The sequence below is a fragment of the Paenibacillus sp. FSL R5-0623 genome (assembly GCF_037974265.1).
Taxonomy (GTDB): Bacteria; Bacillota; Bacilli; order Paenibacillales; family Paenibacillaceae; genus Paenibacillus.
This window is the reverse complement of the sequence record NZ_CP150233.1, coordinates 6,787,160-6,811,521: the sequence shown is the minus strand read 5'-3', so window position 1 is coordinate 6,811,521 and position 24,362 is coordinate 6,787,160. Positions and strand designations below refer to the sequence as shown.

Genomic DNA, 24,362 nt, shown 5'->3' with positions numbered 1-24,362 from the left:
GTTACAATTGGCACTTCAATGGATGTTACTTGCCTATAACCACAAGAAGCTGTAAAAGGAACGATCGTCCTTTCACAGCTTAGATGTGTCTGTATATTCGTGTAATAATCTGTTGTAAATATTGTTTACGCCGGGAACCCGCCACCTGGAGGCGGCCATGCGCCGTAGAAGCGGCGCAGCAGAACAATCTCACCCAAATGGTACGAGTTATGGGATGCGATATTGCGCAGAAGTCCTGCCTTGGTTTCACCCGGGAAATAGAGCAGTGGATCATCTAATTGTGCAGACTCTGCAATGGCTACGGCTTGATCAACCCCATCCAAGAATGCCTGAATATCTGCCTTCCACGTGGTTTCGTCTTGTGGACCCTTCTCTTCAGGCCAGCTCTCACTCACGTTAGCAGGGAGCTGTGGCTTACGTCCTTCCAAGTGTTCGAGCATGAATTGCTGCCAATAATGCATGTGCTTCACCAACTGGTAGATCGTATATGGCATGGCATCGTGCGTACGAGCAGCAAGTGTGACATCGATATCGGGTAGAGCACGGGCGATGCGGATATGACCGCGTTCCCCCACTAATGATTTGACAAGGGCTTGCCCAAAGCTTTGATTAGCATCTGACATATGGAACCTTCCTCTCTTCCAAGACCGGATTATTTAACCTGCCTTCTATTTAGTATTATACAATTAAATTGCTAAAAATTAAAAATGGATAACCAAGAACGCTAAATACTTAAAATGCCTATGATATAATAGTGAAAATAAATCTCAAGGCCTCAGGGTCGAGGAGGAAGCTCCTGTGAAAGTGATATTGGTTGACGACGAACGTCTAGCGTTGATAGGCCTTCAAAAATCACTAGAAAAAGAAGTAAGCGGCATTGAAATTATTGCTACATATATGAATCCAACAGAGGCTGTGGCGGGTATTGTGGAGCACCGTCCTGATGTTGTATTTCTGGATATTCATATGCCGGAGATGGATGGTATGGATCTGGGAAGACAGATTCAGGCGGCAACACCAGGCACCGAAATTATATTTGTGACCAGTTACGATCAATATGCGGTGCATGCTTTCGAACTACAGGCTTTGGACTATGTGATGAAGCCCATCCAAAAGGATCGATTGAAGCAGACGGTAAGCCGCGTAAGAGAGAAATTGAGCGTAAAACGCGAGCAGCGGTCAAAGGATACAAACGTACCTTTAATTTGCTGTTTTAATCAGATTCAGTTTAAGCTTCCAGGAAAGGATATCCAGGTTGCCAAATGGCGTACAAGCAAGGCGCAAGAGCTGTTTGCATACTTGCTTCACCACCGGAACCAGGTCATCCATCGCAGTGTTCTGCTGGAGCTTCTTTGGCCGGGAATGGAAGAGGAGAAGACGGCACACCAACTCTACACTGCAATTTATCATGTCCGCCAAACCCTGAAAACTTGCAATATGAATATGATCACGATTCAGAGTGGACACCTGGAGGCAGGCTATCGACTCGAATTGGGTGAGGCTCAGTTGGATAGTGAGCAGTGGGAACGGGAAATCAGGCAATGGAAAGTCGTAGACGCAAGTACCGTTCATGCCTATGAGCAAGCGCTTCATCTATATAAGGGTACCTATCTTGGTAATTATGAATACATGTGGGCTGAACCTGAGCGGGAAAGATTACGCTATCTTTGGTTGTATCATATGAGACAACTAAGTCTGTACTACCAGCAGCATGGGCTGGTGGAGAAAGTGATCGAGAGTACACAACGTATCCAGCATATGCTTCCGGATGAAGAAGAAAGTTATTTTATGCTGATGAAGTTATATGATGAAATGCACAACGATCTCGGTGTGGAGGAGCAGTATCGTCTCTTAACCACCAGAATGGAGCAAGATTTGGAGATACCGATCAGTGAGGACATTACCGAATGGTATCAGGACTGGAAGCTCGGTTTAACCAAAGTCATGAGAAAATAATTAATGAAATTACTTCAAACGAAACGTAGGGACCGTTACAAATATTTGATCATCATGCTAATCATTTTTGGAGTGTTAATTGGCATGCGCTCGGTATGGTCAGAGTTATTCCACACAGTAGATGAGCATCGCGCCGTTAACGGGGTGCTTGATTTGAGAGATGTGGATCTGGATCAGTCCCCTGTCATGTACTTGAATGGGGAATGGGAACTTTACCCGGATGAGTTGCTGACCCAACAAGATATTGCGAAGAGGAATGGCGGTGCGAAGAGTGTTCAGGTCCCAGGAGACTGGGGGAGTGTACAGAATCAGGAACAAGAGAGTTCGTACGGTTACGGAACATATCGATTGCGCATTTTGACAGATCCACTTCAGAAGCCGGTAACCTTCTGGTTCAAGGGAATCCGAAGTTCATCCGAGGTTGAGATGAATGGAGACGCGGACGGGGGCATGGGTGAGGTCTCCACGGATAGCAGTACATATATACCCCGAAGCACTTCATATACAGCGACCTATGATCAGGAAGGAACAACCTCCATTGAACTATTGGTCCGTGTAGCCAATTACGACAGCCCGTATATGGGCGGAATTAGCAAACCTGTTCGCTTTGGTTCACAGGCAGCTGTTGATTTTTCACGTTGGTATTCCATTGGTTTTCAGATGCTCACCTTTCTGGTTATGCTCCTCCACGGCATGTATGCCTGTATTCTTTACGCATTTAATCGACAGGAACGTTCCTTGCTGGTTGGAGCCGTATTAACTATATCCGTTGGCATCACGGTTACGATGGGTCATGACAATATATTGATGTTATGGCTTCCATTTAATTATACCTGGGGCATTAAAATTCGATTGATCTCATTGTTGCTGCAGAATGCTTGTATCCTTCTGTTATTCCAGAGATTAACGATGGTTCATGTACGAAAGGCATGGCTACAGTGGCATGTTGTCATGACCTTGATCTATACGGCCGTGATTGTGGTGGTGCCCATTCATATTACATATGCCATGATCCATTACAACGTCATTAACGTATTCTTTCTTGTATCCATGATCTGGTTTCTATATATCGTCGGAACGATGATCTTCAGGAAACAGGCGGACCGGGATATTGTTTTTCTGCTACTTACTGCAGGAGGTATTACATCCAACCTGATATGGAGTGTGGCCGAGACAGCCGGAGATGTGACGACGGTGTACTATCCAATCGATATTATTTTTGCAATCACCGGCTTCTCCGCCTATTGGTTCAAGAAGTATTTCAGGAATGCACGAGAAAATATGGAGCTAAATACAGCATTGCAGAAGAGTGACAAAATTAAAGATCAGTTCTTGGCGAATACATCACATGAACTGCGGACCCCGCTGCACGGGATCATTAACATCGCCCACAACGTGGTCACCCGAGAGAAAAGCCGGCTGGATGAACAGAGCCTGGAGGATATGGAGTTGCTGATTACGATTGGTCGACGGATGTCACATCTCCTTGGTGATCTACTGGATGTAGTCCGGTTGAAGGAACACCGCATTGTGTTACGTCAGAGTCCTATTTCCATACAGTCGGTTGTGCCTGGCATTATCGCTATGCTGCAATTCATGGCAGAACGGAAACCGGTCCGCCTTCATATGGAGATTTCGGAATCGTTCCCACTGGTCATGGCTGATGAAGAAAGGCTCGTTCAGATTTTGTATAATCTGCTGCATAATGCGCTTAAACATACAGAGGAAGGAACGATATCCGTAAGTGCCGAAATTCGTGAAGGACATGCTCTGATTCATGTGACGGATACAGGCATTGGCATGGATGAGGATACACGGATGCGTATTTTCCTTCCGTATGAACAAGGGTCGTATGGAATCAGTGATGGACAAGGCATCGGGCTTGGACTGAACATCTGCAAAGAGCTCGTAGAACTGCACGGCGGGGCACTTACGGTTCGCTCGGAACTCGGAAAGGGCTCGGTATTCAGCTTCGATCTGCCACTCGCGGATGAAGCCGCCGATCAGGCTCAGTCACAACTTCCCCTGATATGGGAACAGGCCGCCGAGATGATGGAAGATGCACCTAGCGGATTCCTGTTACCCCGTCAAGGTATGGGGGACGCGGAAGCCTTGGCGACAGCAGAGATGGCTCCGTTGTTAAAAGAGGGAAGAGCTTCCATTCTGGCTGTGGATGATGATCCGGTGAATCTGGATGTGTTGGTCAGCATTCTTTCGACGGAACCATATGATATAACTACAGCAGGTTCGGGTCAGGAAGCGATGGAAATGCTCGGAACACGTCAGTGGGATCTGCTCATTACAGATGTGATGATGCCCAATATGTCCGGCTATGAGTTAACCCAGAAGGTGAGGGAACAGTTCTCGATGTCTGAGCTTCCTGTGCTGCTGTTGACGGCACGTAGTCAGCCGCCAGATATCTACACGGGGTTTGCATCGGGGGCCAATGATTATGTCACGAAGCCTGTAGATGCGGTGGAACTGAAATATCGGATACGTGCATTGACCATGCTAAATCAGTCTATCCAAGAGCGCCTGCGCATGGAGGCCGCTTATTTACAGGCTCAGATTCAGCCTCACTTCCTGTTTAATACCCTGAATTCACTTATGGTTTTAAGTGATATTGATACAGAGCATATGCGGAAGCTTGGCGATGCTTTTTCATCCTATTTACGGATCAGCTTCAACTATCTCAATACAGGGGAACTGGTGAAATTATCATACGAGCTGGAACTCGTTGAAGCTTATCTTTTTATTGAAAAAACAAGATTTGAAGACCGATTGTCAGTGGTATTAAACGTAGAGCCGGACCTTCCGTTGCTTCTTCCGCCGCTATCAATTCAGCCTTTGATTGAAAATGCCGTCAGACACGGTCTATTAAGCCGCAATGTAGGCGGTACGTTATGCCTATCCATCACTCGTCATGAGGGTTATACCCGTATTGAGGTGAAGGATAATGGCAAAGGTATGGAACCGGAGAAGGTTGCAGAACTGCTACATGCTACGCCAGGTGGAAAAGGCGGAATAGGCATTGTGAATACAAACCGCAGATTGCTGCAACGGTATGGTCGGGGATTGTCGATCGTAAGTGAGCCAGGTGAGGGCACGATGGTATCATTTGATATTCCGGATAAGATATAAGGAAAAGGCCGCAGAAGCGAAGACTTCCGGCCTTTTTGTTTTGCTTGCGCATCCAGTCCCTATTTTTAATTATTTCTAATGCATCTTTCATATGTTAGTATGTTTAACATTAGAAGCGCGGGTTCCGGCAGTAGGCGCTAAACGTTGTTATAGTGGGTGAAGAGATCGATGCGCAATTGGGTCAAAAATGAAAATGTACAGATGACGGCCATTGCCTTTGCCACAGCGGTAGGGGCGCAATTCAAGATAAATCCGTTCCGGGAAGATTACTTCCGAATCGGGCTGGGGGTTAGCATCCTTTTATTTCTGCTGATGATCATGCCACACTTGTCTTATGTGAAGACAGGAATCCTGACAGGCATAGCGAATTTGCTGTTTCAGTCGGCAGATCTCATCAATCATGTACAGACCGTGTCCATACTGGAAAGCATGCGGGACAATCTGGGGGCAGGTGTATATTATCTGGTCTTTGCCTATGGGCTTAGCAAATTCAAGCATCGATTCCATGAGATACAGCCTCTTCTGCTCGGCGGGTTAATCACATGTATCGATTTCTCCTCTAATCTTGTTGAGCTGCTTTTTCGCGGGATGTTAAGCGGGACCAATATCTTTTATATGAAGGAATGGTTGTATCTGCTTGTGGTAGGTGGTCTGCGAAGTTACTTTGTGATTGGGCTATATAACAGCATTGCGGTGAGGCAGATGCGGCTCTTACATGCAGAGCAGGAGAAGCGGATGGAGCAGATGCTGAGTGTGAACTCGGGTCTGTATAGCGAGGTCTTTTATCTAAAGAAAGCGATGAATACGATCGAAGGCATTACGGCAGACAGCTATGATCTATATCGCGATCTCCGGGAGCAGGACATGAATCAATACAGTCAGCGCACCCTGGGCATTGCTCAGCAGATTCATGAAGTGAAGAAGGATTCACAACGTATTCTCGCGGGTCTGCTGAAGCTGTATGATAACGAAAAAGCAGTCAACATGAGCTTATCCGAAGTGCTGAACTTTGCCAGTAAAGCAAACCGAAAATATAGCGAAATGCTGCATAAGCAGGTCGAGATCAACATTGAGCAACAGTATGATTGTGAGTCTCCATATTACATTCCTCTTCTAACGGTAATGAATAACCTGATTGCCAATGCGGTAGAGGCGATTGAGCATGATGGGACGATTCGAATTCGTATATATGAGCAGGAAGAAAACGTGCATTTCGTTGTGATGGATTCTGGAAAAGGCGTACCCGAAGCCAAACGGGATGTTATCTTTGAACCGGGCTACACAACGAAGTTCAATGAAGTCGGCATTGCTGCAACAGGCATTGGCCTGTCTCATGTACGTGATATCGTTCAGTCGTTGGCGGGACAGATTAAGGTAGAGTCGGCGCCTCCAGGAGAGACAGGGACAACATTTGCTATAACTATTCCCAAAATGAATCTAATCAAGGGGGCCGATGTCGATGACACTTTCTATCATGATCGTGGATGATGATGTGGTGAGCCGGAGCATGCTGCATGATATTATCGAATCCTGTGGTATCGGCGAGCTTGCGGCCATGGCAGAGGGCGGCATAGAAGGAGCACGGATGATCATGGATCTGCGTCCCGATGTGGTACTGATTGATCTGCTGATGCCGGATCAGGACGGAATTGAGACGGTTGCGAAACTGAAGCACAGCGGATATACCGGCAAATTCATCATGATCTCTCAGGTGGAGAATAAAGAGATGGTAGGGGCTGCCTACCAAAACGGAATTGAATTCTTCATTCATAAACCGATTAATCGGGTGGAAGTGGAGCATGTGCTCAGCAAAGTGAATGAACAGTGGAAGTACGAACGTTACGTGCTGGAGATCAAGCAGTCGATGGCCCGATTGAATCTGATGGAAGCGCCGGCGCTTGCCCAAGGTCGTACCGTGCGAGATGCGGCAAAAAGCATTCTGATGGATCTGGGGATCATCGGAGAAAGTGGCAGCAAGGATATTATGGCTCTCATGGAGTATGCGATTGATCAGAAGCGTGCCGGGGAGTGGCCGCCGCTGAAGGAGTCCTATGAAGCGGTGGCCCAGACTTACAAGGCTACGCCCAAGGACGTGGAGAAAGAGAGCAAGGCGATGGAACAACGCATCCGCAGAACGGTAATTGCCGCACTGACGAACATGGCCTCGATTGGACTCACCGATTATAGCAACCACAAGTTTGAGCATTATGCGCCCCTCTACTTTGACTTTCAGGATGTACGGATGAAGATGAGAGCCATGGAGGAAGATCAGGCAGGCGACAAAAGCAAGGTTAATATCAAAAAGTTCCTGCATGTGTTCTATATGGAGACGCTTGAAAAGATAAATAATTGAACAATTGAATAACTAAATAGTAACTGAGATATTTATCTCTTATCCAAAAGCCGAATTCCAGAGGAGGAGAAAGTGAAATGAACATAACTATTGATCAACAAGGCAATTCTAAGGTCGCCATAATTGAAAGTAATGGCATCGTCATCAACAATGCTCAAGATGCACTGGATTTGATGGCTTCGGTAAGGTATACCGATGATGCTGATAAACTCATTATCGACAAATCGAACATCACGGAAGAGTTCTTCGAACTGAAAACCAAGCTTGCAGGCGAGATTTTGCAGAAATACGTGAACTATCATGTTAAGCTTGCTATTGTGGGAGATTTCGAAGGACATAACAGCAAAAGCCTGAGAGATTTCATCTATGAGTGCAACAATGGCAAGCATGTTTTCTTTTTGAAAAACAAAGAGGAAGCGCTTCAAAAGTTGCATAATATCAGTTAAGCGTACATCCGAGGCATGTAGAGAGCCTGCTTATAATATGAGCCAAACTTAGGAGGTTTGCACTGTGATATCTAATGAGAATTTAAAGATATATGCTCTGCCTGAGATCGGAAATCTTAAAGTGCATGGCAGAACGACTGAAGAGCGATCGCCGTTGACGTTATTTTGGACGGGGAGTGCAGTTGAACTCAATGTACGGGGCTCCGAACTATGGGTTGAGGTAGAGTCACAGTATGACATGTATGAGTCATGGATCAGCATTCTGATCAATGGTGTTTCGGTGAGCAGACAGATGTTAACGGCGGGAAGGCACTGGGTCTGTATATTCCGAGGAATGAACGCGAATGTGGTGAAGAATGTACGGATCGTAAAAGATGTTCAAGCGATGAGTGGTGACCCGGGTTGTGCTTTGCAGATTCATGCGGTGAAATCCGATGGAGCGTTCCTGCCTGTGCAGGAAAAACCGTACAAGATCGAGTTCATTGGTGACAGTATTACATCTGGCGAAGGTGCGATTGGAGCGAAAGCGGAGGAAGATTGGATTCCGATGTGGTTCAGCGCCATACATAATTATACGTTCATGTCAGCAGAAGCGCTGAATGCGGAGTATCGGGTCATCTCGCAAAGTGGCTGGGGTGTGCTGACAAGTTGGGATAACAATCCAAAAGGGAACATCCCCGAGTATTACGAACAGGTCTGTGGCTTGCTTACTGGTGAGCGTAACGAAGCGCTCGGTGCAGGAGATCAGCATAATTTTGGTTCGTGGCAGCCGGATGTGGTGGTCGTGAACTTGGGCAGCAATGATGGGGGCGCATTTCAGTCACCGGAGTGGAAAGACCCCGACACTGGTAAGGTGTACAAGCAGCGGCTGAACGAAGACGGTACGTATCATGAAGAAGATCTGACCGCTTTTGAGAAAGCAGTGGAGCAGTTCCTGTTCAAACTTCGGAAAAACAATCCGGATGCACAACTCGTATGGGCTTATGGCATGCTTGGTTTTCCCATGATGCCTGCCATCTATCGCGCGGTTGATGCGTATACGAAGGGGACAGGAGACCGCAAGGTCTCAATCATCCAGCTTCCTGATACAACCGAAGAGACGGTAGGAGCGCGCACCCATCCAGGCGAGTTATCTCACCGTAGGACGGCAGAGGTGTTAGCAGAATATGTGCGAGGAATGATAGGATAGCTTGAAATATGGTAATGGAAAGACCACTCTTTCATGAAATGGACCCCAATGGTTAGATGGTGTCTAACTTTATGAGGTCCCTTCATCATAAGAATGGTCTTTTTCCTTTTCTACTTATCTAGACATTCGAGGGTGTATCCACTGTGCCGCTGTTCTGTACCTCATAACGAATCGAAATGATCTGTCCCAGCGTCTGGGTCCGGACCATTTTGAATTGACTGGGCACAGTGCCTGTCGGGAATAAGGGGATGCCTTCACCAAGAATTTTGGGAATGATAGCGACTTCAATCTCATCCAGTAATTTTTTTGCTAACACAGCTTGAACCAGTATTCCGCCACCTACAATCCACACGTCTCCATCAGAAGTTTGTTTTAATCGGGGAATGAGCGTATCTACCGTCTCGGTTGTAAACTGTACATGCGGAGCGGGCGGCTGTTCCGAGCGGGAAAGCACATATGTTGGCCGATCCGCATAGGGGAATTCTTCAGACAGTGTGAGCACCTCTTCATACGTATAACGTCCCATAACAACGCTACCGATTGTTTTATAAAATGCAGCATACCCGTTGTCTCCACCATCACCCTCCACATCAAATAACCAATCGACCGAACCGTCCAGTCTTGCGATATATCCATCCAAACTCATAGCAATGTACAAAATGGTTTTGTTATCAGACATGTTCATCGCTCCCTTCTACAATGTATGATACACTTTAACTACGACAAAAATTGACGTAGTTAGGATGTTGAATATATGAATCATCGGAAGCTGGCTATTATGCGTCTCATGGATTCCAGACAGAAGTTCACTGCCCGGGAACTGGCAGAACGGTTCGACGTTTCGGTTCGTACGATCCAGCGAGATCTGGATGCATTGCAGGCGCTGGGTTTTCCTTTGTACACAGAAGTTGGCGTGAACGGAGGATATCGGGTGTTGCCCAATCGGATTTTGCCACCTCTTCAACTGACACAGCAGGAGGCATTAGGGCTGTTTATGATGCTGGAATATCTACAGCAAGTCCCGGATTTTCCGTATGGATCAATGCGTGAGCATCTAGCTGAGCAGTATTTCTCTACTTTGCCCGAAGATGTACAGGATCTGATTATGCGAATGAGAGAGCATATAACCTTTGTCCAGCATCCTGGTGAGCATGCGGAGCCATTAACAACTGAGATATTGGGTGCGGCAGTAGAAAAGAGAGAAATCGAGTTTATGTATCATGCCCGCAGTGGTCCTAAAAAAGTCCAGGTCTTCCCCTATGGCATCTACTATGAGCAGGGACATTGGTACATGCCAGCCCGGAATAAGGATCGCGTATTGTTGTATCGGGTGGATCGCATGCAGCAGTTGGCTGTTACGGATTCGGTGGATGAATCTGTTCCAAGTCTGAAAGCGTGGTTAGATGCCAAAGAAGGCAGAGCGAGCGTAGAAGTGGTGCTGCAATTCACGGAATTTGGAGCAAGGATTGCTGCGTCAGATGTGTTGTTCAAGTCGGTTGAAGGCCATGAGTGGCGCGGACTTGTTCCGCCCGAGGAGTTTTCTTTTACAGCGCGAAAGTTACTCTCCTATGGGCCGGAAGTGAAGGTGATCTCACCACCTGAGTTGAAGCAGCAGGTTAGAGAATTGCTTGGACGGAGTGTAAGCCAATATATCAACGAGTAGAAGGATATAAAGGTTCTGACATGGAAGATATAGGAGTACCATCTTAAGTAACCTGATCTTGACTGAACTGAATGGGGGGCTACCATGATTCGATTCATAAGAAGTTTCACGATCCGCTCTATGCAGAGTCCATGCGATGAACAACGGCGGTTGTTTGTATAGAGCGTGAAATCCATTTCCGCCATATCACTATAGTGCATATCCAATGCGTTCATTGTACGACTCTGCTGCCTTAAAGATTCTAACTTTTAAGGAGTGGAGCAACGTGAAATATATTAATGCGGATACAATCTTCCCGGAAGAATTGCTCAGAGAAATACAGCGTCATATCCCCGGAGGTCTGATCTACATCCCGAGGCCCAAGGATGCCCACAAGAAGTGGGGCGAGAACTCGGGTGGCAGAAGGATTGTCCAGGATCGGAACGACGAGATCCGCCAGCTTTTTGCTGCGGGAACAACCATCGATCAGCTTGCGGACCAATACTGCTTATCCATCGATAGCATCAAGAAAATTGTGTATTGCAAAAAGGGATGAAACTATAGAAGCCATGTTCGAGCAATCGAATGTGGCTTTTTCCTGTAAGAATAAAGAATGGTTATTAAAGCTTTTTTACATATTCGAGGTTGTTAATTACGCGTACAATTCATTTGACGGTAGAAGGTTATGCGGTGAGAGTTCATGAAGTAACTCCTTAAAATCATCTGGTAAGGTTGGTGAATATGAATAATATGAATATAGAAGTGAAATTAACGAATAAAGACGAGGCGTATGTGATTAAAAATATGTACCCGCTATACCTTCATGATCTATCCGGACATTATGGTCTGGGTGGAGAGCACACCCCGAACGAACATGGCATTTTTGAGCCAAGTCCTGATTACAAAACGTTACAGGATCAGTATGATGTACAGAACATTTGGTGGGAAAAACGGGAGTGTCTTTATCCGTTCCTCATGATTGTGGATGGCATACCGGCAGGTTTTGCGTTCATAGCTACTCCGCCATATTGTTCACAAGGCACGAATTTCTTTGTACATGACTTCTTTCTGATGCAGCCGTTTCGAGGTGTAGGTGTTGCGGAACACGTGGCATCGATGATCTTCGGCATGTTTAGAGGAAACTGGGAGTTGTTCACCAATCCATCGGAAAAAAATAAGATTGGCCAATCTTTCTGGCGAAAAACAGTGGCTAATTATACCAAAGGTAACTATCGGGAAATGTACGGGCATACGTTTGATGGCTATAAATTGGTTTTCCAATTCTCCAACATATAAAGAGAGAGACCGTCTCCCTTTGCGGAAAACGATCTCTCTCTCCACTGCCTTTTATAAACTACCGTTGAAATAGTGATACTCAGAATTCACTTCAAAACCAACACTGCGGTACAGATTCAAAGCGCGTTTGTTCTCGGTAACAACGGATAGGCGAATATCTGTGTAACTTTGTTTCCTTAGGAGATCAACCAGGATGCTAAGCGCAGTGCGCCCCAGTTTCTGTCCCTGATAAGCAGGCAAGATACAGAAGTTATGAATAAATGCGGTTGTTGCATTAATGGAGTTGACCCGTACCAGCCCAACAGGCATTTGATTCTGCCATGCAATATAGGTGACTCGGCTGGGTTCATTTGTTTGCATAAAGTACTCGCGTGTCCAGTCCTCCGAATCTCCAAAGGCTTGGGAGGAGCAAGTGACCATAAACTCCATATCCTTGGTTTCTGCCACGGACAACGTTAGTTCAGGCGGCTCCACAACCGAAAGGACCTCATTCACAAGTTGCATCGAGTACTCTGCACGATCATAAATGGCTCCAAGGGATTGGGCAGTGAGAAGGCCCGGAGATAAGCCCTGAGGAACGCGATAACTGAGTTGGTTGATCCCCCGTGGTTTCATATCCAGGATGGCCCTTTTCAGTAGGCTGCCGAACACACCTTGGCGACGAAAATCTGGGTGTACTATGGCATTAATATTCCCGGTTACGCCGTCGGATGGATACCAACTGAGCAGTCCTACCAAATCACCGTAGCGATAACAGAGGAGTGCATGGTCTCCGTCTTTTTTGCTGATATGGTCAAGGTCTGCCTTTAGATGGACGGAATCCAGTTGTTTACATTGTTGTTCGAGCAAAATAATAGCATCAATCTGTTCCTTGGAATCATAGATCATAGGAATGACTTGATAAGTTGACATAGCTTTCACACCTTCATTGTTGAAGGAAACACGCAGTTATTGGACCCGCAGGCGCTATCCTTCGAGAGTTGGTCCAGTTGTAATTTTGATCATCATCATTATCTCCTCCAAATCACTTCCCGATGACTATAACACAATCTATGATGAAGATGACACCCAATGGATTTAATTCACTGGATGTCTGTTCAGATGTGCCCAATAACTGGACATTATATCCTATTGAAGGGATAATTGAGAGTAATACTGACGAGAAAGGGAGGGATTAACCATGCGCAAGTTGGCATATGTGATGGGTATATTATTTCTTTCCGCCGCCATGTTCATGGGGTGTACGCCTTCTGAAACAGCGGAAAACACTGAACCTGTCACTCCACCAGTAACGGAACAGCCGAATGATGTGAGTGATCAGAAGGCGACAGCGGAGGAGCAGCAACAGGCGCTCGAAATGTCACTGGATTATAAGACAACAGAACTCACCGTGGATGGTAAGGACTATGATGATACATTAGAGATGGATGGGTTATTGGCCAAAGGAGAGACCATGAAGCCATTCCTAACCTCCAAGAATTATGAGGCTTACATGGCTAATCGATATATTGTCTTACCTCTTCAGGTTGCACACATCGAACAAGCGAAGCTGCATCCTGAAAATATACAAACCAAGATCAAAGACAGCAAGAGCGACTGGATTCTGGTGGAATACACGCTCGATCTGAAATTTACAGACGAGAACGGCAAGGAGTTCAAGTCCATTCCGTTATCGGGTGATATCACCTTTTTGCAGGATCAGGGAGAATGGCGCATTCAGGATGATACGTACAATAGGGATGCATTCGCAGATATCATCAATAATTCACTATAGTGTATGTTTTATCTGGCAAAAACCTGCTCTTTGGTTCGTCCGCAGCCCAAGAAAGGCCGCTTCTCAGAAGTTTCTGTTCTTCTGAAGAAGTGGCCTTTTTTGGTTACAACGTAAATTTTGGTGTTCAACATTCAGTTCATCCTATTATCATCCAGTTTATTTATTTGTTTAGAAATTGGTTCGCCCAAACGTAGCGTCACTCTTCACCGTTGAGCTGCTGGAAGGGTTGATGGCATCGAGCTGTAACACGTAATCATAATGCCGGATGTAATATCCGGGCTGACTGTACGATTGAAGGGATACTTTGGTGCTATCAGCCCAACCAGGACTGCTTAGGAACGTAGCATCTCCCTTATAGGCGGCGGTGTTGGCGTAAGCTTCAAGTACAATTTTGTTGCTGGCATTACGCTTCAGAAAGTAGCCTGGGAAGTTAATGGACTCAAGCGAGATTCCTGTGGAGCTGGCAAGACCCGGTACGACGCGGAACTGGGAATCCAGAACAGGGGAGACGTTGGAATCCACGCGAGCGGTGTAATTGGCATGACGGATGTATCGATCCGGAACGTTGTGCGAACTGAACCGGCTGTAACCTGTGGCTTCCGGTGTTGCAGGACCCAACATTTTGACCTCGTGCAGGGTTGGGGTGTACCAGTTCCCCGGATTATTCCACAAGACCGCGTTCACCATATTGATCCGTACATAACGGGCGGTGAAATACACAGCATCCGTGGTGAAACCATAGGTCAGATTGTTGGTGCGATCCAAGGTGGAGTAATTGACACCATCGTTGCTAATTTCAATTTTGTATTTGTAGTACCCTTCGGAACCTTTATACATAAACCAGGACGTATCGATCTCGGTGATCGTCTTCGGTGCGCCGAAGTCCACCTGCCACCAGGCAGGCCAGCTATTGGAGGAAGCTACCCATGAAGTCTGGTAGTTGCCATCATTGACGTTGGATGCAGACGATCCGGAGGCTGTGGAGATGGCGGTAGCTGTTTTACCTTGTGCATGGTTGACGAGAGCAGGAGGTGTTACCGCACCCGTTACTGCGTCGATATTCCAAGTTTTATACCACTCCAGTGATGCTGTTCCATTTCGAATCATTCAAGGTTAGCGGCAGCCAGATATGTTTGTGCTCTCCAAGATTCATCGGATTCCAGCGATCCCCCATGTAGATGTAGGATGTGGTGTTGCTGCCTGTAATCGTGGCAATATCATGAATCTGCGAACCAAAGGCAGATGGATTGCCATATGGCGTAAGCGCAGTCCATGGACCTGTCATGGAAGTGGCTGTAGCGTAAGCACCCTGATTCGGATACCAGCCAGCGGCTTGGGAGGTGAAGAGGTAGTAGCGGTTTCCCTTTTTCACAACGGCAGGTGCTTCACGGTAGGCGTTCTCGAACAGCCAGCCCTCGAAGGATTGTACTCCGGTGTAACTTGAATTCATTTTGAAAATAGCCATCGTATCATTGGCGCCGCCATTCTTGCGTGAAGCGGTAACCAGATAACCTGTGCCATCGGTATCAACAAAGACGGTCATGTCACGGGATTCATAATTGAGTGGGCGGAAGCTGCCCTCATAGGTGAATTTGCCATTTGGAGTATTGCTTGTTGCGACCGCTACACGCCCAAGGATGTAATCCGTACCGTTCTCGTAGTGTGCCCAGAGTACATACTGGTTGGTGGAGGCGTTATAGATGACTTTGGGACGTTCGATCTTACTGGAGGCCAGCTCGGTTGCGGAATCTTTTGTCAGAATGGCATTGCTGAAAGTCCAGTTCTTCAGATCGGTGGAGGTGTAGACGTTCACGCTGTCGAACCTGCCGCCCACCGCATGTTCACCGTACAGATAATACGTCGAGCCTACCTGCAGAATGTTGCCACTGTTCGCATGAATGGGATTACCTGCGGTGTCGAGCCAATCGGTGCCATTGGTTATCGTGACACTTGCTGCGCTTGTTCGTTCAGGATGAAGTCCAAACAGGGTGAACGTGAGTGCAAAGACCAGAAACCAGATGGCTTTCCTGTTACCCATTACATACACCTCCCGAAAGATATCAGATATAATGTAGCGCTTTCATTTATATTGTAGTTGGGCTAGACTCTTTTTCAAGTGAACAATCCATCCATTACTGAACAAACCTTCATCTCCTCGGGATTGAGCGGTGAGAGCGGAGGAAATGTTGCTAAATATCAAGTACGATGATGTAGAGAGGATCAGGTACACGCGCTAAAATGAGGAGAGACTGATTTCACAACAGGGTTGGAGGGTGAACCGTCATGGACAAGTTTATTGTAGATGAAGACCTTCAGGTGATATTGCATAATGAAGTGGATGGAACGAACGCTCCGATTAAGGGAGGCATTACTGCTCAGGATTTTGAAGTCATCACTACGTATCAAAAGGGATGGTTGACTTTCGCCTATCTCCGTGATCATCAGGGAATATGGTGGTTCAATGCTCGCAAGAACAAGGCGAGTTTGTTCAGCCGGGATACGGAAGCTTTTCGCGTGATCGATGAAGATTACTGCTGCGACTCACATTACGTCTATCTGGAAGATCAGGCCGTGCCTGACTCCGATCCGAGTAGCTTTCAATTGCTGCCGGATACGCCCTACTTTGCTCAGGACCAACGTTATTTATATGTAAAGAGCAGCACGCATTTTCATCTATTTGAGGATATCGATACGAATGCTGTGATTGCTCATCACGACTATTGCACCGACAAGGACCATCTGTTCCATCTGTCCAGCTCTCTTCGTTATGCGAATGGGGGAAAGGATGAGGTGAGGGCATGGTTGCAAGAACATCATCCCGACGTACCTGGCTGGTGGCATGCACATTATGCCCACAGTGAAGAGGCCGCTACGCAGCTAACAGGCAATTGGTACGAGACTGCGTCGTCCATTTTTTATAGAACAAAATGGGGCGGTACGTATCGTCAAGAAGCAAAAGCCGTATTAAACCTTGTTCGTGGAGCGGAAAGGTCTACCTTTGAACCGTTGGACGAGCAGTTTGCACGGGACCGGGAACGTGTTTATTTTCAATGGCGTACTGTAAAAGGAGCAGACCCGGATACGTTCCAGTCACTAGGTGGACCCTTCGGTCGTGATGGCAATCATGTGTATTACAACGGATACCGTGTCGACGAGGCAGATGCTCAGCAGTTTGAAGTGTTTGCCGGAACGGAGCATCTTGGACTTTCCAAAGATCAACAACATGTGTACCGTGCCGAGGTTGTTCGGACAAGTCAGCCTTTCGGTCAACCGGACGATGTGCTTCAGATGATCAAGGGGGCAGATGCAGCAACGTTTGAGTTAATAACACCTTCTGGAAGCTGGGCAGTGGATACCGATCATGTGTATCTATGGGGTAAACCAAACAAACATATGGATCGAGCCAGCTTTACACATCTATTTGATGCCGATCCCCAGAGTTGGGCCACGGATCAGAATGGTCTATATAATGCCAATGGCAACCGTACGGTAAAGGGTGTCAATGGAAGTACATTTGTCATGCTGAATCAATATTGGGGCAAAGACGACCGTGTAGTGTTCAGCTTTGTGACGGGTGGGGTTTATAAGTCGGGAGATGCAGCGACATTTCAAGTTACAGATGATATCGGGGGCGCCGAGGATGCGTTATTTCGGTATACGGTGGAAGGCGGTACAGTGCGGAAAAAGAAGAGGTAATGAAAACAGGGATGGTAGACTTAGAAAAGAGTCCACTATCCCTGTTTGAATTTCTATTTATTTGACCGTGTTTGCCAAACTATTTATGACCTTTGCGAACCTTGAGCTGCATCTTTTTGATCGTTGTGTTTTGCATAAGCTCCAGTACGAGAGGGCCTTTGCCGTTCAGGATCTCTACATCCGTCACATTATCCAGAATTGTAATGATCCCGATGTCGTCTGCGGTTACCCCTTCAAGCTTGGCGATGGTACCTACAAAGTCTACGGCGCGAAGTTTCTTCTTCTTGCCTCCGTTGAAGTTCAGCTTCATGATCTGTTGGTTCAGCTGTTCACGCTTGTCCTTTTTACGTTCAGGTACAATCTTCAATCGCTTCTCAAAATCTTCTCTGCGGCGATCCACAGCTTCTTCAGAAGGTGCTTTCACGACAGGAATTTCGAAACCGATATAGGATTCAATCTCGGCCAGACGTCGGCCATCTTTCGGTGTAATCAACGTAATGGCTTTACCTGTTTTGCCTGCGCGACCCGTACGGCCTGTGCGGTGAACATATCCCTCTTTTTCCAAAGGAATATCGTAGTTGATGACATGAGTAATATTCGTGATATCGATACCCCGTGCGGCTACATCCGTTGCGATCAGATAACGGAATTGTCCCCGTCTGAATGCGTTCATCACTTCAATCCGCTCATCCTGCTCCATACCACCATGGATACGATCTGCTGGGTAGTCAAGGTCAGCCATGACCCGGAACAGTTTATCCACATTCTCCTGCGTACGGCAGAACACGATGCAGCTATCCGGATTTTCTACAATGAACAAGTCCTGAAGCAACGCGGTTTTGTTCACCTCGGGTACGTTAATCACAGCATGTTCAATCGTGGCTGTTGTCAGTCCACTTGCTTTGATCTCGATCTCCACCGGTTTGTTCATGTATTTGCGTGACAGCTTGGCTACATCTTCAGGGAACGTAGCGGAGAACAACATCGTTACTCGCTCCTGCGGCAGTTTCTGAATGATGGACTGTACCGTCTCGATAAAGCCCATATTCAGCATCTCATCGGCTTCGTCAATAACGAGATAGGCAATCCGTTCGAGTGGCAGCGTGCCGCGTTCGATATGATCCAGTACCCGACCTGGTGTACCAACAGCCACGTGGGTTCTTTGTTTTAACTCCGCTTTTTGGATATGAAAAGGGGACTGTCCGTATAGTGCGGTTGCTTTAATACGCTTAAAGCGGCCGATATTCGTAATATCTTCGTTAACCTGCAAAGCCAGTTCCCGGGTCGGTGTAAGAATCAAAGCCTGTGGCTTATTCTCATTCCAATCCACCAGCTCGCAGAGCGGAATGCCGTAGGCGGCTGTTTTACCACTACCTGTCTGTGATTTGACCACAAGATCCTGATTCTCAAGTGCTACCGGAATAACTTTAGTTTGAACCTCGGTTGGTGTCTCATAGCCAAGACTGTCCAGCGCTTTTATGATCTCTTCACCAAGTCCATAATCTTTAAATTGTTGCTCGCTCATCGTTTACCTCTTTTGCGTTAGTTTTGAATACAGGAGCATATTGCATAAATCCTTAAAGCGACTTCAAATTAGCAAAATAAAGAGCGAAATGGTTTTATTCGTCTATATTTTGTACACGGGAGCGTTTGAAATCTTGAATTATGCAATATGCTTACATACAAGCATTGAACCGTACATTTATCGTATACCTTTTTATTATACTCTATAAGCGGGCAACCTAACGGAGTAAATGCATCGAGTGATTGATTTGTTTTCACCAACTCTGATTTTTTTAGGCGCTGACACCCGTTGCTGATCTTGTGTGAATGCCCTAATCTCGAAGAGAGAATGTGTATCATAACGTTCCACGTGAAACGAAATGTATCGGCGTAGTTTGCTTGGTGTTAATGAATGACCATTTTTACAGCCTTGGTTTGGGGAGGATAAGATTGAGCAATAATTCCATTGATCCACACTTCTGCACTTCGACCAACGAGTGTCTCATCCAAAGAGACGGTGACAATCTCTTCTTCGATGATGAGTTCGGCGTCCTTGCTGAGCGAGACCCAAATCGGTCCAGAATCAACACCGCCATCTTCTTTATTCTCTATGAGTACCTGACCTCTTTCTTCCTCAAAATCCGTAATAATTCCTCGCACATGTGGCTTCTCTTCCCCCTGTTCCTCGGATTTCTCTGCGCATCCGAGCGTTAGCAGAAGCAAGATAAACGGGAATACGAATAATCTTCGTAAAATGGACATCGAGTTGCTCACCTCCTTTTTAAAACATCTATAACTATGGACGTTACCTGAGGAGACGAAGTTCCTGCATATCAATAAAAAAGAACCAAAATCATTCGATTCAGTCTGGAACTGGAATTTGGAATATGTTAGCATATGGGTAACTTACTGAACGGAGGGATACGTGTGCAAAATTTTTCCCGATTGAGATAGTATGGCGAAAAACGTCTGTTTACGCTTGCTGTTTACTGCCTGTGTGCAGTCATCGGGATCGGTTTGCCATTTTACACGTATGCCGCTAGTCGTCATGAAAGGATCACTCTTTGAAGTGGTTCTTTGATGTACTACTATTTTTTTGTGAGCATTCAGGTATGCCAACATCCGAAAAGAACTGCACAGGCGAACATGTCTGTGTTTTTTAGTTTATCCAGGAAAAGGGGAGTATCTGATATGACAAAACCAAACTTGAGTGAAAATTTGGCAATTCATAAGGAGCTATTATCTTTAGCAAAACAGAACGGACTTCTTATCGTTGAGGAATCCTTGGAGATCAACGAGTCGGGTATGGATTTTCGTGTAGCATTTGCCACGGATGAAGAAGGCCGCAGATGGGTTCTGCGTCAGCCGCGACGCGAAGACGTGTGGGAGCGAGCCGAGAATGAGCGCAAGGTGCTGGATGTGGTCCGAGGAAATATACCCGCACAAGTACCGGATTGGAGGATCTTCACGCCAGAGTTGATAGCTTATCCTTTACTTGATGGTGATCCGATCGCAGTTGTGGATCCCGCAGGGGGAGGGTATGTGTGGCGATTCCCTCAGGAGAGCTTATCGGATACATTCCTGGATTCACTGGCTACGACTCTCGCCACGCTGCATAACATCGATCCCGACAAGGCGAAGAAAGGTGGAGTGCGGATCAAGACACCTATGGAAGCTCGCAAAGAGTTTGCGGCAAATATAGAGGAGATTAAAAAGAATTTTACGGTACCGGACCAACTGGCGGAACGCTGGACGGTGTGGCTGTCTGTAGGTAGCTATTGGCCGAAGCACTCGACGTTTAATCACGGTGATCTGCACCCACCGCATATCATTGTCGATGATACACAGCGGGTAACCGGACTCATCGACTGGACGGAAGCGGAGATCGCTGATCCGGGTAAGGATTTTGTAATCCTTTATGGACTTTTCCAAGATGATGGACTGCGCGATCTGCTGAAGCGATACGAGAAGGCAGGGGGAAGGACATGGCCTCAGATGTTTGAGCATATTCGGGAACAATGGGCTGCTTACCCGGCACTGGTTGCCAAATTTGCTCTAACCACAGGGGAAGAGTCGACGATGGAAATGGCGAGAGGCATGCTGGCAAACTGGGATGTGAGGCGGGATTAGGTGCTCCAGTGAAGGTGTAAATCTAAGTATGTCGAATGAGGGGAGGTGGATATGTGGCACGAGAGGGTAAGACGCGATGGTTAATAAGCATTGTACTGACGGTTAGTTTAGCCGGTTGCTCGGCCCCTTTTCCCAACTCACATGAAGGCGCAGGAAACAGGCTGTCGCCAGAGCGGATGGAGGAATTGAGGAAGGAATACCCGCTATCTACTGACACCCCGGTGATGATCAATATCAGAGAAGTAAGTTTCAGAGAGATCATGACATATGGGGATGGGGTCGTTGTGGCAGAGGTTATGAACGTTTTGCCGAGTTTCCGTGTGGAGTTGACTACTGAGCCGGGCACGTCTGAGCGAAAGATGGCTGATAAGGATAGGGCTAATGGAATCACGCCCTACCAACCTGAATTCATCTCTTATCAGGTGAAGGTACATGAAGTGGTAACAGGTGATGATGTAGCCGATGACACTTTTTTATTTTACAACGCTGACTTTGCAGGTGTGGAGCCTGAACTTAAAACAGGTATGAAGATTATCGTTGTAGTCAAAAAGGGGACGACCGGAGAACAGCTGGGAGGATATTCGTTCACCCGCTACGGCACGTACTATATTGTCGATGGTGACTTCGTACTCGCCGCTTATGAGGGGGAATCGGAGGAATTACGTGATTTTACGGAACAAACGAATGGCATACAGCTGGACGCTTTTATGGATAAAATCAAGAACCTGCCAAAAGGCTAAATGACTTCATTCCCGTAGGGCACTTACAGCGATACTCCTAACCGTTTGTTAACCTAGCAAAGGGCGATCCCTTCCATGATATCCATGGGAGGGATCGCCCTTTTTCTTTTTCGTTAAGCGTGGCGCGTAACGATTGTGTCTATTTCAAAATACTCACATATTTCCCGTATACAAATGCTACACGTCCATCCAGCTTCACTTTTACCCAGCCAAACTTGTCTGTGCTGATTACTTCAAGCAGGGTGCCTTTCGGTACAGCAGCAATGACCTTCGCTTTGGATGAAGCGCCAGCGCGTACGTTCAGGTAAGACGCTGTAACCTTGGCTTGTTTGCCTTTGTTGACGGTACCCGGTTTACCAGTGCTTGGTGTTGATGGTTTACCAGGTTTCGACGTGCCTGGAGTTGGTGTTGGTTTTGGTACTGTTGGTGTTGTAGGTTTCTCAGGAGTAGTTGCTCCCTCGCCATTACCAGCCGCTTTGCGAGCTTTGTTCAGCTGTTGATAGAACGCTCCCTTGGTTTTAACGCCTGCAAATTGTGCCGCACTCACATCTGCTTTGGCAGATAGCGTATCAATCTCTTCCTGAGTCACCGTATCCAAAATGTTAATGGAGGCAATGTTGGTGTACTTGCCATCTTCTGTTGTTGGCACAGACATAATGCCATCGTTAATTAACTCCACTACATCTGCACGCTCCGGTGCAGTCAGGTCTACGCCAGTGATTCTCCAGTTGTGTTGAATCTTCGGTTCGTAGACACCTTTCATGACATCTTTCAGATAGGCGATGGACAGGTTGCGAATTGTACCTTGAATCTCACCAAATGCCGAAGCGTCCTTGGAGGACCATAGCTGCTTGAACTTACGTCCTTCCATCGCGCCGCCTTTGGCAATCAGGGCTTCCATCCGGTAGGCATTCATACCGAGCTTCAGCGTATCGTCTTCTTTGACCACTGACCCATCGCTGTACTTCAGATTTGTAATCCGACTGCCGTATGGCTTGGTCAGGTCAATCTCATACGTTACGCCGCCGAAGAAATCATCGGTGCTGTATTTAGAAGCACGTCGTTTCGGATCAAAGCTGACGGTCACATCACCCGGGCGTGTGGAGTTGAAGTAACCCGCAGACCACTCCATATAATCCATCAGATCGCGTCCGGTAACTTCATATACGGTCACTTCACCAAAGGTGTATTGGTAGTTGAATGCAATATCCTTTTTCTTGATCGGGCCTATATCCAGCTTGGCCTTGTCGTTATCAATCTGGTGCGCGACCACATCGGCATCACTGTAATGCAACATCACTTCGGTGAAAAAGTCAGACAAAGGTGTTTCCTGGATCTGCACCGCAGGAATACCCTTAATCTCATCGGCAGGCACCAGGTTTGTTCCTTTCAGTTCAGCCACTTCAATGTTGGCATCGGCACGAGCGAACTCGTGGAATGGGTGCAAAGTCTCTTCCAGCGCAGGATCGGAGACTTCATATGTTCCGTCTGCTGCTTTCACAGCGAGAGCTTGAGCTTCCTTGCTTTTCAGCACAACTTTGTCGCCGTCTTTTTCAAATGTAAGGTCAATTCGAGAGATGTGTGAGCCATATTTATTCGGTTCGGAGATCAATACACCGTTAACTGTTTGGGATTCAATCAGCGTATGCATGTGTCCGGCAAAAATGGCAGCCAGCTCCGGGTTGGCGTTGGCGATATCCGTCACTCCGGTTCCCGGATTTCCGTTCTCGTTATCCAATCCCATATGCATGAGTCCAACCATGACATCGACTTTGCCTTTCAGCTCAGCAATAGCCTTCTTGGTCTCTTCCACAGGATCTTTGACGATGATGCCGTCCAGGTGATCCGTCCCTTTCTCGAATTCGGTAATCATAGGTGTGTTCATTCCGATAACACCCACTTTGATTCCATCTTTCTCGATAATCGTATAGGCAGGCATGTAGCGGTCGCCGTTTTCTTTGAAAATGTTACCGACGAGAGGTTGTCCATTGAATTGGGAAGAGATCTTCTCCAGTACGTCCAGCCCAAAGTTAAACTCATGGTTACCCATAACCCATGCGTCATATTTCATCTCGTTCATTGCAACCATCATGGGAGATTGGGGTTGATCATTGAACAACTCAGCCGAGTTATCCTGAATCATGTCTCCTGCATCGAGCAGAATCGTATTGGGATTCTCCGCACGGACTTTTTTCACAATGGTGTATAGCTGTGTCATGCTACCGGTTGGGTTTGGACCGTCCAGAGCATAGTCCCACGGCATAAACCGACCATGTATATCCGATGTACCCAGCAACGTGATCTTAGTCTCCTTGTCTGCCTCAGCAGCCTGAACCGGAGTGGAAGCAAAAGGGGTGAACAAAATGGAGGCACATAAGAGGAATGATAAAGGCCATCCGGCGAAACGTTTTGTTGAAATTTTGCGCATGTTGTAATCTCCCTTGTTATCTAGTGTCTGTAAAGATATGTATCATTTCATACTAGATAAACATGCGG

At 46.8% G+C, this 24,362-nt stretch carries 21 protein-coding genes and 2 pseudogenes; 14 read left to right on the top strand and 9 right to left on the bottom strand.

Annotation, left to right across the window (positions count from 1 at the left end; genetic code table 11):
* Positions 1–125 precede the first annotated feature (125 nt).
* Positions 126–623, bottom strand: a complete 498-nt coding sequence (locus MKY92_RS29825) for a DinB family protein (protein ID WP_339298618.1) — start codon at positions 621–623, stop codon at positions 126–128.
* Positions 624–798: 175 nt separating this feature from the next.
* Between MKY92_RS29825 and MKY92_RS29820 the strand changes: the two genes are divergently transcribed.
* The 6 genes from MKY92_RS29820 to MKY92_RS29795 all read left to right on the top strand — a co-directional run bounded on the left by MKY92_RS29820 (position 799) and on the right by MKY92_RS29795 (position 9,085).
* Positions 799–1,956, top strand: coding sequence for a response regulator (locus tag MKY92_RS29820; RefSeq protein WP_339298617.1), 1,158 nt, complete (start codon positions 799–801; stop codon positions 1,954–1,956).
* A gap of 3 nt (positions 1,957–1,959) precedes the next feature.
* Positions 1,960–5,097 (top strand): ATP-binding protein, encoded by a 3,138-nt coding sequence (locus tag MKY92_RS29815; RefSeq protein WP_339298616.1) that lies wholly within the window; start codon positions 1,960–1,962, stop codon positions 5,095–5,097.
* A gap of 156 nt (positions 5,098–5,253) precedes the next feature.
* On the top strand, positions 5,254–6,585 hold the full coding sequence (locus MKY92_RS29810) for a sensor histidine kinase (protein ID WP_339298615.1): 1,332 nt from the start codon (positions 5,254–5,256) through the stop codon (positions 6,583–6,585).
* Entirely contained in the window at positions 6,557–7,450 is an 894-nt protein-coding gene (locus MKY92_RS29805) for a response regulator (protein WP_339298614.1), read from the top strand. The genes MKY92_RS29810 and MKY92_RS29805 overlap by 29 nt, the downstream gene beginning before the upstream one ends.
* Before the next feature lie 77 nt (positions 7,451–7,527).
* Complete coding sequence (locus MKY92_RS29800) at positions 7,528–7,896, top strand: DUF4180 domain-containing protein (RefSeq protein WP_310338835.1); 369 nt, start codon at positions 7,528–7,530, stop codon at positions 7,894–7,896.
* 64 nt (positions 7,897–7,960) lie between these two features.
* Entirely contained in the window at positions 7,961–9,085 is a 1,125-nt protein-coding gene (locus MKY92_RS29795) for an SGNH/GDSL hydrolase family protein (protein ID WP_339298613.1), read from the top strand.
* A gap of 118 nt (positions 9,086–9,203) precedes the next feature.
* Here MKY92_RS29795 and MKY92_RS29790 read toward each other — a convergent pair whose 3' ends face one another.
* Positions 9,204–9,770, bottom strand: coding sequence for a dihydrofolate reductase family protein (locus MKY92_RS29790; protein ID WP_339298612.1), 567 nt, complete (start codon positions 9,768–9,770; stop codon positions 9,204–9,206).
* 69 nt (positions 9,771–9,839) lie between these two features.
* Here MKY92_RS29790 and MKY92_RS29785 point away from each other — a divergent pair, with 69 nt between their 5' ends.
* The 3 genes from MKY92_RS29785 to MKY92_RS29775 all read left to right on the top strand — a co-directional run bounded on the left by MKY92_RS29785 (position 9,840) and on the right by MKY92_RS29775 (position 12,023).
* Positions 9,840–10,748: a YafY family protein gene (locus MKY92_RS29785; protein WP_339298611.1), complete on the top strand. Its 909-nt coding sequence runs from the start codon at positions 9,840–9,842 to the stop codon at positions 10,746–10,748.
* 265 nt (positions 10,749–11,013) lie between these two features.
* Positions 11,014–11,283, top strand: coding sequence for a CD3324 family protein (locus MKY92_RS29780; RefSeq protein ID WP_237178023.1), 270 nt, complete (start codon positions 11,014–11,016; stop codon positions 11,281–11,283).
* Positions 11,284–11,468: 185 nt separating this feature from the next.
* Positions 11,469–12,023: a hypothetical protein gene (locus MKY92_RS29775; RefSeq protein WP_339298610.1), complete on the top strand. Its 555-nt coding sequence runs from the start codon at positions 11,469–11,471 to the stop codon at positions 12,021–12,023.
* A gap of 51 nt (positions 12,024–12,074) precedes the next feature.
* Here MKY92_RS29775 and MKY92_RS29770 read toward each other — a convergent pair whose 3' ends face one another.
* A complete protein-coding gene (locus MKY92_RS29770; protein ID WP_339298609.1) occupies positions 12,075–12,935 on the bottom strand; it encodes a GNAT family N-acetyltransferase in 861 nt (286 codons plus the stop codon).
* Positions 12,936–12,951: 16 nt separating this feature from the next.
* Between MKY92_RS29770 and MKY92_RS29765 the strand changes: the two genes are divergently transcribed.
* Positions 12,952–13,104: a hypothetical protein gene (locus tag MKY92_RS29765; protein WP_339298608.1), complete on the top strand. Its 153-nt coding sequence runs from the start codon at positions 12,952–12,954 to the stop codon at positions 13,102–13,104.
* A gap of 99 nt (positions 13,105–13,203) precedes the next feature.
* The gene (locus MKY92_RS29760; RefSeq protein ID WP_339298607.1) at positions 13,204–13,797 is read left to right on the top strand and encodes a hypothetical protein; all 594 of its coding nucleotides are present in this window, start codon (positions 13,204–13,206) and stop codon (positions 13,795–13,797) included.
* Positions 13,798–13,805: 8 nt separating this feature from the next.
* On the opposite strand, the gene MKY92_RS29755 is transcribed toward MKY92_RS29760, so the two are convergent.
* The 3 genes and pseudogenes from MKY92_RS29755 to MKY92_RS29745 form a co-directional block, all read right to left on the bottom strand.
* Positions 13,806–13,928 (bottom strand): hypothetical protein, encoded by a 123-nt coding sequence (locus tag MKY92_RS29755; RefSeq protein ID WP_339298606.1) that lies wholly within the window; start codon positions 13,926–13,928, stop codon positions 13,806–13,808.
* Between the two features lie 37 nt (positions 13,929–13,965).
* Positions 13,966–14,319 (bottom strand): annotated as a pseudogene (locus tag MKY92_RS29750) (AbfB domain-containing protein); the annotation flags it as partial.
* A gap of 90 nt (positions 14,320–14,409) precedes the next feature.
* Positions 14,410–15,835 (bottom strand): annotated as a pseudogene (locus MKY92_RS29745) (family 43 glycosylhydrolase); the annotation flags it as partial.
* A 245-nt stretch (positions 15,836–16,080) separates the two neighbouring features.
* Between MKY92_RS29745 and MKY92_RS29740 the strand changes: the two are divergent.
* Positions 16,081–17,493 carry a DKNYY domain-containing protein gene (locus MKY92_RS29740; RefSeq protein WP_339298605.1) on the top strand — a complete coding sequence of 471 codons (1,413 nt, stop codon included), beginning with the start codon at positions 16,081–16,083 and terminating at the stop codon, positions 17,491–17,493.
* A gap of 79 nt (positions 17,494–17,572) precedes the next feature.
* On the opposite strand, the gene MKY92_RS29735 is transcribed toward MKY92_RS29740, so the two are convergent.
* Together MKY92_RS29735 and MKY92_RS29730 are read right to left on the bottom strand one after the other, a co-directional pair.
* Positions 17,573–19,018 (bottom strand): DEAD/DEAH box helicase, encoded by a 1,446-nt coding sequence (locus MKY92_RS29735; protein ID WP_339298604.1) that lies wholly within the window; start codon positions 19,016–19,018, stop codon positions 17,573–17,575.
* Positions 19,019–19,401: 383 nt separating this feature from the next.
* Positions 19,402–19,758, bottom strand: a complete 357-nt coding sequence (locus MKY92_RS29730; RefSeq protein ID WP_339298603.1) for a hypothetical protein — start codon at positions 19,756–19,758, stop codon at positions 19,402–19,404.
* 429 nt (positions 19,759–20,187) lie between these two features.
* Here MKY92_RS29730 and MKY92_RS29725 point away from each other — a divergent pair, with 429 nt between their 5' ends.
* Positions 20,188–21,126 carry a macrolide 2'-phosphotransferase gene (locus tag MKY92_RS29725; RefSeq protein WP_339298602.1) on the top strand — a complete coding sequence of 313 codons (939 nt, stop codon included), beginning with the start codon at positions 20,188–20,190 and terminating at the stop codon, positions 21,124–21,126.
* Between the two features lie 53 nt (positions 21,127–21,179).
* Positions 21,180–21,866, top strand: a complete 687-nt coding sequence (locus MKY92_RS29720) for a hypothetical protein (RefSeq protein ID WP_339298601.1) — start codon at positions 21,180–21,182, stop codon at positions 21,864–21,866.
* A gap of 139 nt (positions 21,867–22,005) precedes the next feature.
* On the opposite strand, the gene MKY92_RS29715 is transcribed toward MKY92_RS29720, so the two are convergent.
* The gene (locus MKY92_RS29715; RefSeq protein WP_339298600.1) at positions 22,006–24,294 is read right to left on the bottom strand and encodes a 5'-nucleotidase C-terminal domain-containing protein; all 2,289 of its coding nucleotides are present in this window, start codon (positions 24,292–24,294) and stop codon (positions 22,006–22,008) included.
* Positions 24,295–24,362 lie beyond the last annotated feature (68 nt).